A 14,398-nucleotide genomic window follows, 5' to 3' on the forward strand; every position below is an offset into this window, starting at 1 on the left:
GACTGAATCAAATTTCGGTTGCCGCAAGGATCCATCGCGGCAATCACAACTTAGGAGAGCAGGGACTGCAGATGGCCGAATTGACCATCAATGCCGACGACGTCCGCAATGCCTTGAATGAGTTCGCAGCGTCCTACGAACCGGGCAAAGCTGAGCGCACCGAGGTCGGCCGCGTAACCACGGCAAGTGACGGCATCGCCAAGGTGGAGGGTCTTCCCTCCGTCATGGCCAATGAGCTGCTTCGCTTCGAAGACGGCACTCTGGGCCTGGCCCAGAACCTTGATACCCGCGATATAGGTGTTGTTGTCCTTGGCGACTTCACCGGCATTGCCGAAGGCCAGCGCGTTGAGCGCACCGGCGAGATCCTTTCGGTTCCGGTTGGCGACGCCTTCCTGGGCCGCGTGGTCGACCCGCTGGGCGAGCCGATCGATGACCTGGGACCGATTGCGGCCTCCGGCCGTCGTGCCCTGGAAACCCAGGCACCCGGCGTAACGCAGCGCAAGTCGGTTCACGAACCGCTGCAGACCGGCATGAAGGCCATCGACGCGATGATCCCGATCGGCCGTGGCCAGCGCCAGCTGATCATTGGTGACCGCCAGACCGGCAAGACGGCCCTGGCCGTGGACGCCATCATCAACCAGAAGGCCAACTGGGCTTCGGGTGACACCAACAAGCAGGTCCGCTGCATCTACGTGGCAATTGGTCAGAAGGCTTCGACCATTGCCGCAGTGCGCCAGACCCTTGCGGACAACGGCGCCCTGGAGTACACGACCATCGTGGCCTCCCCGGCATCCGACCCGGCTGGTTTCAAGTACCTGGCACCGTACGCCGGCTCGGCCATTGGCCAGCAGTGGATGTACGACGGCAAGCACGTTCTGATCGTCTTTGATGATCTGTCCAAGCAGGCCGAAGCCTACCGTGCCGTTTCCCTGTTGCTGCGCCGTCCGCCAGGACGCGAGGCATACCCGGGTGACGTGTTCTACCTGCACTCCCGTCTGCTCGAGCGTTGTGCCAAGCTCTCCGACGAGCTCGGTGCCGGTTCGATGACCGGCTTGCCGATCATCGAGACCAAGGCAAACGACGTTTCGGCATTCATCCCGACCAACGTCATCTCGATCACCGATGGCCAGATCTTCCTGCAGTCGGACCTCTTCAACGCCAACCAGCGTCCGGCCGTCGACGTGGGTGTTTCGGTTTCCCGCGTGGGTGGCTCGGCCCAGGTCAAGGCCATGAAGAAGGTTTCCGGTACGTTGAAGCTGGAATTGGCCCAGTACCGCGACATGCAGGCCTTCGCCATGTTTGCCTCGGACCTGGATGCCGCTTCCAAGCAGCAGCTGACCCGTGGCGCGCGTTTGATGGAGCTGCTCAAGCAGGGCCAGTACGCACCGTTCGCTGTCGAGGACCAGGTTGTTTCCATCTGGATGGGCACCAACGGCTACCTGGACGATGTCCCGGTTGAAGACGTTCGCCGCTTCGAGACCGAATTCCTCGCCCACCTGCGTCACCGCGCCAATGCGTTGACCGTGATTGCCGAAACCGGCAAGCTCGAGGACGAGACGGTCGAGACGCTCAAGTCGAACATCATCGACTTCAAGGCCGGCTTCTTTGGCCAGGGCGACGACAAGCTTGTCGCCGCTGGCAGCGAAGAATTCGACGCCTTGGCCGAGGGATCCGTCGACCAGGAAAAGATCGTCAAGCAAAAGCGCTGACATCACCTTTGAGTAGGGCTTGCCGCGTCACCACGTGTGGCGCGGCAACCCCTGCAAAGGGATAAGGAAAGGACAAACATGGGAGCCCAGATTCGGGTCTACCGCCAGAAGATTGCATCGACGACGTCGATGGGCAAGATCTTCAAGGCGATGGAACTGATCGCCTCTTCCCGTATTGGCAAGGCACGTGCGCGTGTCTCGGCATCGCTGCCGTACGCCAATGCGATTACCCGTGCTGTTACTGCCGTCGCGTCACAGTCCGAGGTCGAGCACCCACTGACCACCGAGCCGGATTCAATCCGTCGCGCGGCAGTCTTGGTCATGACTTCGGACCGCGGACTCGCCGGGTCCTACTCCGCCAGCGTCTTGAAGCAGGCAGAGCACCTCGTTGAACTGCTCCATTCAGAAGGCAAGGACGTCAAGACCTATCTGGTCGGCCGCAAGGGCCAGGCGTACTTCGACTTCCGTGGACGGGAATACGCGAAGGTGTGGACCGGCGGAACCGACGCTCCGGAGTTTGAAACCGCACGCGAACTGCGCGAGGTCCTGCTGAAGGACTTCGCCGACGAGTTTGAAGCTGGTGGCGTGGACGAGATCCACGTTGTTTTCACCCAGTTCAAGTCGATGGTCGTTCAGGAGCCGACGGTCATTCGTTTGCTGCCGCTAGAGGTCGTCGAGGAGGAGTCCGAGACTCCCGCCGACGAGCTGCTGCCGCTCTACGAATACGAGCCGGAACCGGAGCAGGTGCTGGACGCACTGCTCCCGCGCTACATCGAGTCACGTATCTTCAACGCCATGTTGCAGGCAGCCGCTTCCGAGCTGGCAGCACGCCAACGTGCCATGAAGTCCGCTGGCGACAACGCCAACGAACTGATCAAGAAGTACACGCGTCTTCGTAACAACGCCCGCCAGGCCGAGGTTACCCAGGAACTTTCCGAAATTGTTGCCGGCGCTGACGCGCTGAACGGCTAACGGGATTTTCCTACCAACACTTACATCCACGCCATCTACACAAGTGAAGTGAGAGAGATGACTGCCCAACTTAACGAGCAGGGTACCGCTGCTTCGACCGGTGCAACCGGTCGTATCGCACGCGTTATCGGCCCGGTTGTCGACGTTGAATTCCCCGCCGACTCCTTGCCTGCAATTTACAACGCTCTTTCCGCTGAGATTACCCTCAACGGCGAGACCAAAACCATCACCTTCGAAACCAGCCAGCACCTCGGTGACTCAATGGTTCGCGCTATCGCACTGCAGGCAACCGACGGACTTGTCCGCGGTACCTCGGTGGTCGACTCGGGTGCCCCGATTTCCGTACCCGTTGGCGATGTCGTCAAGGGTCACATCTTCAACGTCCTGGGCGAGCCCCTCGACGTGGAAGCCTCGGAACTCGAAATCACCGAGCGCTGGCCGATCCACCGCAAGGCTCCGAGCTTCGCGAGCCTTGAAGGCTCGACCGAAATGCTCGAAACCGGCATCAAGTCGATTGACCTTTTGACCCCTTACATCAAGGGCGGCAAGATTGGTCTGTTCGGCGGCGCCGGCGTCGGCAAGACGGTTCTGATCCAGGAAATGATCACCCGTGTGGCCCGCAACTTCGGTGGTACCTCGGTATTCGCCGGTGTTGGCGAGCGCACCCGTGAAGGTAACGACCTCTGGGTCGAAATGGAAGAAGCAAACGTTCTGAAGGACACCGCCTTGGTGTTCGGCCAGATGGATGAGCCGCCAGGCACGCGTCTGCGCGTTGCACTGTCGGCGCTGACCATGGCGGAATACTTCCGCGATGTGCAGAACCAGGACGTGCTGCTCTTCATCGACAACATCTTCCGCTTCACCCAGGCCGGTTCCGAGGTGTCGACCCTTCTGGGCCGCATGCCGTCGGCCGTGGGTTACCAGCCGAACCTTGCCGACGAGATGGGTCTCCTCCAGGAGCGCATCACCTCGACCAAGGGCCGTTCGATTACCTCGATGCAGGCCGTTTACGTGCCTGCTGATGACTACACCGACCCGGCACCGGCAGCGACCTTCGCCCACTTGGACGCGACCACGGAACTTTCCCGTGAAATCGCTTCCCGTGGCCTGTACCCGGCCATCGATCCGCTGACCTCCACGTCGCGAATCCTTGACCCGCAGTACGTCGGCCAGGCTCACTACGAGACCGCGGTTCGCGTCAAGCAGATCCTTCAGAAGAACAAGGAACTGCAGGACATCATCGCGATCCTCGGCATCGACGAGCTCGGCGAAGAAGACAAGATCGTCGTGGCACGCGCCCGTCGCATCCAGCAGTTCCTTTCGCAGAACACCTACACCGCAAAGCAGTTCACCGGTGTCGAGGGTTCGACGGTTGCCATCAAGGACACCATCGAGGGCTTCAACGCGATCTGCAACGGCGACGTTGACCACATTGCCGAGCAGGCATTCTTCAACATCGGCGGCATGGACGACGTTGAGCGCCAGTGGGCCGACATCCAGAAGTCGACCCGCTAGTCATGGCCGAACTCCAAGTCGAAATCGTTGCTGCCGACCACTTCGTGTGGTCGGGAGCGGCGAAACTGGTCAAGGGACGCACCAGCAACGGCGAGATCGGGATCCTTCCCGGTCACGTGCCGATGTTGGCCGTCCTGGCTGCCGGGGATCTGGAAATCGTTCCGGTCTCCGGGTCACGGTTCTCGGTCCAGGTTGATGGCGGGTTCTTCTCCGTTGACGCCGACCGCGTGGTGATCGTAGCGGACAACGCCGTCATGGCCGACTCCGTCCCGGCGGGAACTCGATAGTCCTGCCTTGAACGAACTCGGCATTCCTGTACTCATCGTGTTGGCAGCCCTGCTGCTTGTGGTGATGTTCTTGGGTGCCATGGGAGTGCGTCGCATTCAATTGCGGCGCACTCTTGGCACTTTCGACGCTTCCATCTCCACGTCCTCCGGGAAGTGGATGATGGCGATTGCGCGTTATGGGCCCGGAGAGCTTGAGTTCCTCAAGCTCTTTTCGGTCTCCCCGATCCCGGTGCATCGATTCCTGAGGTCCTCCATCCTGCTCAAGGGCTGGAGAAAGCCGGAGGAAGAGGAAAAGCACCTGGTACAGCCCGGAAGCGTCATCGTGATGATGAGCTATGAAGGCCGAGATGTCTTGATTGCCATGGATTACCAGACCTACAACGGCCTTTCGGCGTGGGTTGAGGCCGGCCCCGTTGCGGGTGTCGGGACCTGGCGGCAAGACTGATCAAGCAAGACAAAAGCCTGGGGCGGGATGAATAAATCATCCCGCCCCAGGCTTTTGTTTTCTTTTAGTGTTTCCGCCTATCCGATCGACTCCGCTGTGCGGGTCGAGGACAGAAGGACGGGAAGTTCAAAGAGTTTGTGAAGTCCTTTAGAGACCGACCACACCGGTGGCCTGCGGCCCCTTGGCGCCCTGTCCAACTTCGAATTCCACGCGCTGGTTTTCTTCCAGCGTGCGGAAACCGTTGGTCTGGATTTCCGAGTAGTGCACGAAAACGTCAGCCTCGGCGCCATCGGGAGTGATGAAACCGAATCCCTTTTCGGCGTTAAACCACTTCACGGTTCCCTGAGCCATGTATTTCTCCTCATTTAGTGCGAAAATCTGGCCGCTGCACCGTGCGACGGCCATGGGTGGTACTCAAGTGAGAAGATCACTGGCGTGGGTTTAACCCCGCCGCAGTCACTTCACACCCGCAGCACTGCTTTGGCGGGTATGACTAACCAACACAAAGACTGAGTCAAGCATCACACAATGGTGTGACTTGGGTCAATACCTTTGACTCAGATGGCAAGCAAAGACTTCACATGGGCCCTTGGGCATCGACCCCGGGACAGGGCGCGCCGACGGATTCAGGTCCGCCGCGGTGCCGTCGGGCCAAGGGGAAACGGGGCCGTGGGGCCGGTGTGTCGCGCTTACAGCAGCGGGGCCGGGCATTTGCAGCAATGGGGCGGGGCGTTCGCCCGGCCGCGGGAGAATTCCCCGGGCCGGGCGGATTCCGTGTGGGGAAGGGACCGTGCGTCAGAGAAGGTACTTGCCGTTGCGGACAACCTGCTGCAGCCCCAGGTCCGCGTCCAGGACCAGCAAGTCCGCCGCAAAACCCTGGTGCAGCCGACCGGCCTCGTCGATCAGGCCCAGCACGCTCGCCGGCACCTTGGTGGCCGAGACGAGGGCGTCGCGCAGATCCACCCCGGCGGCCACCGTGGAGCGAAGGACATCAAGCATGCTGGCGGTTCCCCCGGCCAGCGATCCGTTCGAGGCTAGGCGGGCTTCCCCGTTGGACACCATGACCTCGGCCGGGCCCAGCTCGTAGGTGCCGTCCGCCAGCCCGGTGGCCGCCATCGAGTCGGTGACCAGCGCGATGGAGTCGGCCCCCACCAGGTTGAACATGGTCCGGACCATGTCCGGGTCGAGGTGCACGCCGTCGGCGATGAGCTCGACGATGATCTTGCCCTGGGCAGCCATTTCCAGGCAGACAGCGACCGGACCGGGTGCCCGGTGGTGCATCGGCGGCATCCCGTTGAACAGGTGGGTGACGGTGGGGCGCTCGGTGAAGCCGTCGACCCCGGCGCTGGCCAGTTCCTCGCGGGCCAGCGACAGCGAGGCGGCGGTGGTGGACGCGTCGGCATCGGTGTGGCCCAGTGACGGGACAACGCCCTGGGACACCAGCTGCTCGAGGAGCGCGTCGGCCCCGGGAAGCTCCGGCGCATAGGTCATGGTGCGCAGCTGGCCGGCCGAGGCGTCGATCAACTCATCGACGAAGTCCGGTTCCGGGTCGGAGAGGAATGCCGGGTCCTGGGCTCCGCAGCGCGCGGTGGACAGGAACGGGCCCTCCGCATGGATGCCGGCGATGTCCCCGCGCTGGGCGAACTCGGAGAGCACGGCGGCCGAGGCCAGCATGTCGGCGCGCGAGGCGGTGACCAGCGAGGCCAGGAATGTGGTGGTGCCCGAGCGGTGCAGGTGCTCGATGGCGGTGGCGATCTTCTCGCGGTCGCCGGAAGGGAAATCGCCGCCGGCCGCGCCGTGGCAATGCAGGTCGATCAGGCCGGGGATGATGACGGTTCCCTCGGGGCTTTCACGCAGCTCGAAGGCGCCGGCCTCGTCGAAGAAGGAGAACTCGCGCACATCGCCGGCGAACGCAATCCGGTTGCCCTCCACGGCGATGATGCCCTTGGTGATGTCCCTGCCGGGGGACACCAGTCGTCCGGTCAATGCGTAACGGTCGGGTGAGTCGGTGGAAGTCATGGACCCATTCTAGGTCCGAGCGCCCGTGTGCAGAGGTAGCCGCGGCACAAGGTTGCGCGGCATGCCCCGCTGGCGGGGTCGAGCCGGGCGGGTGCATCCGGGAGACGTGGTCCCCGAGGAGGGGCAAGGGTGTGTCGCAGGGGCCCTAGAAGAGCCGTGCCGACACGTCGTCGACGCCGCGCATCGCGTCGTAGTCCAACACCAGGCAGTCGATTCCGCGGTCGGTGGCCAGCGTGCGGGCCTGCGGCTTGATCTTCTGGGCGGCGAAGATGCCGCGCACCGGCTTGAGCAGCGGGTCGCGGTTGAGCAGCTCTAGATAGCGGGTGAGCTGTTCGACGCCGTCGATGTCGCCGTTGCGCTTGAGCTCGATGGCGACGGTGGCGCCGTTGGCGTCGCGGGCCAGGATGTCCACCGGTCCGATGGCGGTCATGTACTCGCGGCGGATCAGCGTGTATCCGGCGCCGACGGTCTCGATCTGGTCGGCCAGCAGGCGTTGCAGGTCCGCCTCGGCACCGTCCTTGATCAGCCCGGGGTCCGTGCCGAGGTTGTGCTCGGTGTCGTGGACGATCTCCTTGATGTGCACCACCAGGCGGTCGTCGGACTTCTGGTGGGCGACGTGCCAGAGCTCGATGTCGCCCTCGGCGGCCTGCTCCTCGTCGGGCTCGACGACCCGCATCACCGCCGGCGGGCTCATCCAGTTCAGCGGCTTGTAACTGCCGCCGTCGGAATGCACCAGCACGGAGCCGTCGGCCTTGACCATCAACAGACGGGTCGCCAGGGGGAGATGGGCCCGAAGGCGGCCCTCGTAATCAACTGAACACTTGGCAATCACTAAACGCACAACAGGCACTCTACCGGGTTTCGCCGACGGCCCGGGCCCGCCGGGGCCCGGACGGGGAGGGCCGAAGCTGCGCCGCGGGCGCGGCCCACCACGGAACTGGGGCAGAATTGGACCATGGCCCGCTCGAATCGACCTTCTCGCTCCTCCACGCCCGCAGCCCGTTCCGGCCGGGTCAACAAGTGGACCCGCCCCGAGGCCACGGGCGACGACGCCTGGCTGGAAAAGGCGCGCCACGGGGTCCAGCGCCTGCAGGACGCGCCGGACGGGCAATGGCACGTGCGCCGGATTTCGGCCGGCGGTGCGTCCAAGACCTACAAGTGCCCGGGCTGCGGGCGCTTCATCTCCCCGGGGACCGAGCACCTGGTGGCGTGGAGGGCCGACCACTGGTCGGGCGACGAAGCCTCGGCCGCGGCCCGTCGCCACTGGCACCCCAAGTGCTGGGAATCACGCTCCTACCGGTACTAGGCCGGCGATCCGCCGGCAGCCGGCGGGCACGGAAGGCCCTAGCGGTTGTCCTGCCGGGCGATGAAGACCTCGCGCAGGATCAACATGATCGCCGCGGCCGCGGGAATTGCCATCAGCGCGCCGATGACCCCCAGCAGCGAGCCGCCGGCGATCACCGAGATCACTGCCACCGCGCCGGGGACCGAGACGGCCTTCTGCATCACGCGCGGGGAGATGAAGTACGCCTCGATCTGCAGGTAGCCGAAGTAGCAGATCGCGTAGATCGCGGTGGTCTGCCACCCCAGGGTCAGCGAGATCAGGGACACCAGGATGCCGGCGATCACCGCGCCGACCAGCGGGATGAACGCCAGCATGGCGACAAGCAGGGTCAGCAGGGCGGCAAAGGGCACCCCGAGCGCGCTCATCAGGATCAGCGCGACGGTGGCATTGAGCAGCGCCACGAACGCCTGGCCCATGACGTAGTTGCCCACCGACCGGGTGATGGTGTCGCCCAGCTCCTCGACCCGTGCCCGGCGCGAACGCGGGGCCAGGCGGTAGAAGAAGGACTGCATCGCCGGCAGCGAGGCCAGGAAGTAGATGGCCAGCACCAGCACGATCAGCGCGCCGAACATGCCCTGGGCGATGACGCTGCCCACGCCCAGCACGCCGCCGAAGATCCCGCCCACGGCCCCGGTGTCGGAGAAGAACTTCCCGATCTCCTGGCTGATCCGGTCCGAGACGTGGTACTGCGCATCGAGGCTGACGAAAAGCTCGGACTTCAGGAAGTCGTCGACCAGCTTCGGGGCGCGCTCGATGAACTGGGCCGTCTGCGCGGTGAGCGTGGGGATGATGCTGCCGATGAACCCGGCGGCCAGGACCAGCAGCGCCAGCATCGTGAGCAGCACCCCGACGGTGCGCGAGGTCCCGTGCGACACCAGGAAGCGCACGACAGGGTCCAGCCCCAGGGCAATGAACAGGGCGATGGCGATCCAGATGACCAGCGAGCCCACATTCGTCAGCAGGAAGAAGCCCAGCAGGGCCAGTCCCACGCCGACCGTGAACAGGAACCCGAAGGCGATGGGGTTGGCGGTCGGGGATACATCCGCGCCCGGGAGGCCCGCGCCGGCCTCGTGCTTCGGCTCGGGCGGGAACCCGAAGTTCGCCGGCGGCTTGATCCGGGCGTCGAGCGTCTGCTGGGCGGTGCCCAGGATGCGGCGCCACCACTGCCGCGGGCGCGCCGGCGGTCCCGGAACAGGGGTGCCGGCCCCGGATTCCTCCCCGGCGGCCGGGACTCCCGAAGCGTCCGATCCTGCGGCTCCGGGCACAGGCCCATGGCCGCCGGTTGCTGCCGGCGGCACTGCGTCGTCCCCGTCTTGAGTAGTCACAACCCCGAGCTTAATACCCGGTGCCGCCACTTGTCGGCATTGGGGCCCCGATGTCGGATGCGGCAGATGGTGGCCGATGCCTCACCTGTGCAAAGCGTGGTGCTACCCACATCAAGGAACCCGGATGCGCCACAACTCGTTAGACTTATGGCGTGCCACCCCGAGTCCACGACGCGGGGCGGCACCCCGAGGCCGAATCTCGACCCCCCATCCGTTAGGTGTAATTGTGCGAAAGATCTTCTCAGCGATCGCTATCATTCTTGGGCTGGCAGCCCTGGTGGTGGGGATCGGCCAGCGTACCGTCTGGGCTCCGCCCGAGACGCTGACCGCCCACCTTGCCGAAGCCCCGGCAGCAGCGCCGGTGACCTTGCTCGAATCCGGGATCGGAACCGTTGCCGGGCACCCCACGGAGATCACCATCAAGGCCGAGGGCAAGTTCAGTGCCTCGCTGGTGCGCTCCGCCGATGCGCAGGCGTGGGTCGGCAAGGCCGCACACACCACCATCTCCGGCATCAACGCCGCCGACACCGTCCTTGAATCCACCTCGGAAACCGGCGAGGCGCAGGTCCCCAACCCGGCCGGCGCGGACCTGTTCCAGGCGACCGAGAACGCCGACAAGACCATGACCTACCGCTGGACGGACCCCGACGAGGGCTCCTGGACGCTGCTGCTGGCGGCCGACGGCAAGGCCGCCGCCCCCACCGACATCTCGGTGACCTGGCCCGGCGACACCGCCACCCCGTACTCCATGCCGCTGATCATCATCGGTGCCCTGCTGCTGGTCGCCGGAATCGCGCTGGCCGCGGTGCGCACCTCGCCGCGCGGGGGCTCAACCGGCGGAGGACGCCGCGCCGCCGATCGTTCCGGTGCCCCGCAGACCGGTTCGCTGCCAACCACCCCCAACGGGAAGAGCGGCCCCAACACCGTCGCCAAGGTCGTTGCGACCGCCTCGATCCTGGCCCTGGCGCTGGTTCCCTCCGTGCCGGCACTGGCCGCAGGCCCGTCGTCCTCCCCGGCCGAGGCCCCCACCCAGGACACCGAGAAGGTCTTCCCGGTGGTGCTGCAGGCCCAGCTCGAGCGCATCCTTTCCGAGGTTTCCAGCTCCGTGGCCAAGGCCGACAAGTCGAAGAACGCCAAGGACCTCGAGGGCCGCACCACCGGTGCGCTCAAGGCGCTGCGCGGCCAGAACTACAAGCTGCGCAACGACAAGGTCAAGCTCGACGGCCCCTCGGCCATCGACACCACCGTCATCCGCTCGGCCGCCGTGCCGACGGACGACGGCGCCCACTTCCCGCGTTCGCTGATGGTTGTCACGGCGAAGGACTCCGGCGCCTCCACCATCCCCACGGCCATCACGCTGACCCAGGCGGGGCCGCGGGACAACTACAAGGTCGCCTTCGCCACCCCGATGCTGCCCGGTTCCACATTCCCCGGGATCGCCGTGGGAGACCAGTCGGTGAAGCTGCTCAAGGACGATGCCAAGGACCTGGAAATGACCCCGAAGTCGGCCCTTGAGCGGCTGGCCGGGCTCATGGACAACGAGAAGTCCAAGGACTCGGACAAGTTCGCCAAGAACGCGTTCCTGACGCTCAACGCCAAGGACCAGAACGCGCTGGTCAAGGCCAACAAGGACGCCAAGATCACCTTCAAGCGCCAGGTGAACGCCAAGGACACCGTCGTGTTGGCCACCCCGGACGGCGGGGCGCTGGTCTCGGGCAACTTCACCGCCACGACCACCGCGAAGCCCAAGGAAACCGGCGGCACCATCGGCCTGGACGACACCACCGCCAAGATCGTGGACGCGAAGGAAACCAAGAAGGGCATCGAGATCACCTACGGCGAGCCGATGCTCATCTACATCCCGGCCGCCGACTCCAAGGACAAGGTCTCGGTGGTTGCCGCCGAGGTCATCACCAAGGGCGCAAAACTGCTGAAGTAGCCAATATCCCCCTTCGGCGGGGGAGCGCAGGGAGGGGAAGGTTCCTCCACGCAAGGCGCGGTGCCACCGGCACGGGTAACGGATCCCGTGTTCGGCGGCACCGCGCCTTTTTGCGTGCCGGTGTCCGATGCCCCGGGATGCACGGGCCTGGCCCGGCCACGGGAACCAGACCACGGGAACCTGTGACAGGCGCGTCAGGAAAACACGGCGATGCCGTAGACGGCGAAGAGCACCAGGTGCGCGGCCCCGTGCGTGGCGGTGACCTGCTTGGCGGCAAACGTCGACACCGACAGCAGCAACGTCACGCCCAGCAGCATCAGGTTCACCGGCGTTTCGGCCAGCGCCACGGACTGGCCGGTGAGCATGCCGATGACCAGGACCGCGGGAATGGTCAGGCCCACGGTTGAGACCAGGGCCCCGTGGCAGAGGTTGCCGACCCGCTGGATCTCACCGTTCAGGGCAGCGCGCACCGAGGTGATCGACTCGGGCAGGAAGACGATCATGGCGATGAGGATGCCCGAGAGCGCCACGGGCGCACCGACCCGGCCCAGGCCGTCGTCGAGCAGCGTGGCCATGTCGTGCGAGAGCAGCACGATGGGCAGGACCGTCACGACAAGCAATCCCATCCGCAGCCCGACCTCGGTGCGGTGTTCGGCGATGACCGCGGTGATGCGCGGGCGCTGCGCTGCGGGGCCCGCGCCGGCGGGCGGGGCCACACGCGGATCGACTTCCCGGAAGTCGTCGGCCTGCCGGCCCATCTGGCGGATGAGGAAGAAGCCGTAGAGGCCCAGGGTCAGCACGATGATGGGGATTTCCTGTCCCCGGGTGTAGGAGCCGGCCTTCCCGATCAGTGCAGGCAGGGCGAAGGCCAGCGAGGACAGGACGATGAGCATCCCCAGGTAGGCGGAGGTGCCGGTGCGGTTGTGCCCCAGCCCGCCGTGCTTGATGCCCCCGGCCAGCAGGGACAGCCCGATCACGGCGTTGAGGATGATCATCGACACCGCCATCACCGAGTCCCGGGCGATGGTGGCGTGCTCGCCGGGCCCGAGCATGACGGCGGAAATGAGCACCACCTCGATCAGCACGATCGATAGCGTCAGGACCAGGGACCCGTAGGGATCGCCCAGCCGGCGGGCCAGGTGTTCGGCCTCGTGGACCACCCCGAAGGCGCACAGCAGGATGACGCCGATGATCAGGACCAGCGCACCGACCAGCAGCGGTGCGCTGGTGGGCGGCTCAAGCAGGGGGCCGGCCAGCAGCAGGCCGAGGACTGCGCCCCAGCCGACGACGAGGCGCACGATGGCGGGGCGTGTGAGGATGGAGCGTGCAGTGGGGGAAACCACGGGATGGACCCTATTCCACGGGGCCGTCCCCGTGTTCGATCGATCGAACGGGCCGTCCCGTCCGCAACTGGGCTGCCACGCTGCCCTCGGGATGTGCCTGGATGCAGGGACCGGTGCAGCGGGAGATTTCCAATCACTAGGATATGCCACCGGCGCTGTCCGGGGGCATCCGGCGTGTCCGGCGCCACCGGGGCCCTCCCCGCGGGGGCCCCGGATTGCGGTCCCGGAGTATTCCCGCGGCACCGCTCCCCGGCGGGAGCCACGCCGGTGTGCTTGTCAGCGGGAAGCGGACGGGTTTTCCACCCGGGCACCAAGCGGCCTAAAGTAGAGGAATGACCACCAGCATGCCTGAACCCACTGCACCCTCCTCGCGCGGCGCCATTGATCTGGCAGCCTTCAAGACGCCCCAACCGGAGCCGATCCACGGCACGGCGGACGCCGGGGCCCCGACCTGGGTGCGCTCCGTCAACCAGGAACTCTTCCCGGAAATCGTTGCGCTCTCGCAACAGGTGCCGGTGATCGTCTCGCTGGGCAGCCCGCGTTCCCCGGCCTCGGTCCAGCTCGATGCGACGCTTGCCTCGCTGGTCGACGCGAAGGGCGGAACGCTCGCGCTGGCCACCGTGGATGCGGAGGCCGAGCCGGCCATCGCCCAGGCCTTCCAGGTCACGCAGGTGCCCGCCGTCATCGCACTGGTCAACGGCCAGCCGGTGCCGCTCTTCCAGGGCAGCGCCGAGGTCTCGCAGATCCAGTCGCTGATCGAGGAATTGCTGGGCCTGGGTGTCCAGCACGGGGTCGCCGGGACCATCGCGCCGCTGGGCACCACCGCTGGCGCAACAGCGCCGGCCCCACTGCCTCCGCTGCACCAGGAGGCGCTGGACGCCATCGAATCCGGAGACCTGCCGGCGGCGGAGAACGCCTACAAGCAGGCGCTGAACGAGAAGCCCAACGACAACGACGCGGCCATCGGCCTGAACCAGGTGCGCCTGCTGATGCGCACCCAGGACAAGGACCTGGCCGCGGTGCGTGCCGCAGGGGCCGCGAACCCCGACGATCTGGCCGCGCAGCTGGACGTTGCCGACATGGACCTGATTGGCGGGCACGTCGAGGACGCCTTCTCCCGTCTGGTGGGCTTCATCGGCCGCCACGCGGGCGACGAGAAGGAAGCCGCCCGGGCCCGCTTGGTCGAGCTGTACTCCGTGGTCGGGGTGGCCGACCAGCGCGTGGTCGCCTCGCGCCAGAAGCTGGCACGCGTCCTGTTCTAGGATCCCTTGCCGAACCGGTCCCGTGCGCTGCCGCCCGCGGACCCGGCTCGGCGACCAGGGAGTGTCTTTCGCGAACCCGTCCGGGGCCGCGAAGGGCACTCCCTTTCGCGTCCCGCGGGACGAGAGAACCGCGGGCGCAGGCGGGCGAAATTCCCGGCGCGTCATCCCAAGGGGCAGCGCGTTCGGCGGGATTAGTCCGCAGGGATGACGGCAAAACCATGTGCCGACTGCTAATTT

Annotated in this window: 13 protein-coding genes; 8 read left to right on the forward strand and 5 right to left on the reverse strand. The window is 65.7% G+C overall.

Going from position 1 to position 14,398, the window contains the following annotated elements; translation table 11 throughout:
* The first annotated feature begins 71 nt into the window (after positions 1–71).
* The 5 genes from atpA to JOF46_RS10900 all read left to right on the forward strand — a co-directional run bounded on the left by atpA (position 72) and on the right by JOF46_RS10900 (position 4,928).
* On the forward strand, positions 72–1,709 hold the full coding sequence (gene atpA / locus JOF46_RS10880; RefSeq protein ID WP_209907301.1) for a F0F1 ATP synthase subunit alpha: 1,638 nt from the start codon (positions 72–74) through the stop codon (positions 1,707–1,709).
* 78 nt (positions 1,710–1,787) lie between these two features.
* Positions 1,788–2,681: a F0F1 ATP synthase subunit gamma gene (locus JOF46_RS10885; protein WP_209907302.1), complete on the forward strand. Its 894-nt coding sequence runs from the start codon at positions 1,788–1,790 to the stop codon at positions 2,679–2,681.
* 57 nt (positions 2,682–2,738) lie between these two features.
* A complete protein-coding gene (gene atpD, locus JOF46_RS10890) occupies positions 2,739–4,196 on the forward strand; it encodes a F0F1 ATP synthase subunit beta (protein WP_113761917.1) in 1,458 nt (485 codons plus the stop codon).
* Between the two features lie 2 nt (positions 4,197–4,198).
* On the forward strand, positions 4,199–4,483 hold the full coding sequence (locus JOF46_RS10895) for a F0F1 ATP synthase subunit epsilon (protein WP_071213163.1): 285 nt from the start codon (positions 4,199–4,201) through the stop codon (positions 4,481–4,483).
* A 7-nt stretch (positions 4,484–4,490) separates the two neighbouring features.
* Positions 4,491–4,928, forward strand: a complete 438-nt coding sequence (locus JOF46_RS10900) for a DUF2550 domain-containing protein (protein WP_245348092.1) — start codon at positions 4,491–4,493, stop codon at positions 4,926–4,928.
* 147 nt (positions 4,929–5,075) lie between these two features.
* Here JOF46_RS10900 and JOF46_RS10905 read toward each other — a convergent pair whose 3' ends face one another.
* From JOF46_RS10905 to nucS, 3 genes are all read right to left on the reverse strand, one after another.
* Positions 5,076–5,279 (reverse strand): cold-shock protein, encoded by a 204-nt coding sequence (locus JOF46_RS10905; protein ID WP_068735141.1) that lies wholly within the window; start codon positions 5,277–5,279, stop codon positions 5,076–5,078.
* Between the two features lie 444 nt (positions 5,280–5,723).
* Positions 5,724–6,947 carry an N-acetylglucosamine-6-phosphate deacetylase gene (locus JOF46_RS10910; protein WP_209907303.1) on the reverse strand — a complete coding sequence of 408 codons (1,224 nt, stop codon included), beginning with the start codon at positions 6,945–6,947 and terminating at the stop codon, positions 5,724–5,726.
* 145 nt (positions 6,948–7,092) lie between these two features.
* Positions 7,093–7,788, reverse strand: coding sequence for an endonuclease NucS (gene nucS, locus JOF46_RS10915; RefSeq protein WP_209907304.1), 696 nt, complete (start codon positions 7,786–7,788; stop codon positions 7,093–7,095).
* Between the two features lie 114 nt (positions 7,789–7,902).
* Between nucS and JOF46_RS10920 the strand changes: the two genes are divergently transcribed.
* Positions 7,903–8,253: a hypothetical protein gene (locus JOF46_RS10920; protein WP_209907305.1), complete on the forward strand. Its 351-nt coding sequence runs from the start codon at positions 7,903–7,905 to the stop codon at positions 8,251–8,253.
* A gap of 38 nt (positions 8,254–8,291) precedes the next feature.
* Here JOF46_RS10920 and JOF46_RS10925 read toward each other — a convergent pair whose 3' ends face one another.
* Positions 8,292–9,617, reverse strand: a complete 1,326-nt coding sequence (locus JOF46_RS10925; protein ID WP_342592424.1) for an AI-2E family transporter — start codon at positions 9,615–9,617, stop codon at positions 8,292–8,294.
* Positions 9,618–9,843: 226 nt separating this feature from the next.
* Between JOF46_RS10925 and JOF46_RS10930 the strand changes: the two genes are divergently transcribed.
* Positions 9,844–11,556, forward strand: coding sequence for a DUF8094 domain-containing protein (locus tag JOF46_RS10930; RefSeq protein WP_209907306.1), 1,713 nt, complete (start codon positions 9,844–9,846; stop codon positions 11,554–11,556).
* 194 nt (positions 11,557–11,750) lie between these two features.
* On the opposite strand, the gene JOF46_RS10935 is transcribed toward JOF46_RS10930, so the two are convergent.
* On the reverse strand, positions 11,751–12,899 hold the full coding sequence (locus tag JOF46_RS10935) for a calcium:cation antiporter (protein ID WP_209907307.1): 1,149 nt from the start codon (positions 12,897–12,899) through the stop codon (positions 11,751–11,753).
* A 344-nt stretch (positions 12,900–13,243) separates the two neighbouring features.
* On the opposite strand from JOF46_RS10935, the gene JOF46_RS10940 reads away from it, so the two are divergent.
* On the forward strand, positions 13,244–14,161 hold the full coding sequence (locus tag JOF46_RS10940) for a tetratricopeptide repeat protein (protein ID WP_209907308.1): 918 nt from the start codon (positions 13,244–13,246) through the stop codon (positions 14,159–14,161).
* The last annotated feature ends 237 nt before the right edge of the window (positions 14,162–14,398 follow it).

Origin of the sequence: Paeniglutamicibacter psychrophenolicus, from assembly GCF_017876575.1 — a bacterium.
In the GTDB taxonomy this organism is placed as follows: domain Bacteria; phylum Actinomycetota; class Actinomycetes; order Actinomycetales; family Micrococcaceae; genus Paeniglutamicibacter; species Paeniglutamicibacter psychrophenolicus.

Bases quoted from the DNA above. Each gene is read 5' to 3' on its own strand.
- atpA (WP_209907301.1), top strand. From the start codon at position 72: ATGGCCGAATTGACCATCAATGCCGACGACGTCCGCAATGCCTTGAAT.
- JOF46_RS10885 (WP_209907302.1), top strand. From the start codon at position 1,788: ATGGGAGCCCAGATTCGGGTCTACCGCCAGAAGATTGCATCGACGACG.
- atpD (WP_113761917.1), top strand. From the start codon at position 2,739: ATGACTGCCCAACTTAACGAGCAGGGTACCGCTGCTTCGACCGGTGCA.
- JOF46_RS10895 (WP_071213163.1), top strand. From the start codon at position 4,199: ATGGCCGAACTCCAAGTCGAAATCGTTGCTGCCGACCACTTCGTGTGG.
- JOF46_RS10905 (WP_068735141.1), bottom strand. From the start codon at position 5,279: ATGGCTCAGGGAACCGTGAAGTGGTTTAACGCCGAAAAGGGATTCGGT.
- JOF46_RS10910 (WP_209907303.1), bottom strand. From the start codon at position 6,947: ATGACTTCCACCGACTCACCCGACCGTTACGCATTGACCGGACGACTG.
- JOF46_RS10920 (WP_209907305.1), top strand. From the start codon at position 7,903: ATGGCCCGCTCGAATCGACCTTCTCGCTCCTCCACGCCCGCAGCCCGT.
- JOF46_RS10940 (WP_209907308.1), top strand. From the start codon at position 13,244: ATGCCTGAACCCACTGCACCCTCCTCGCGCGGCGCCATTGATCTGGCA.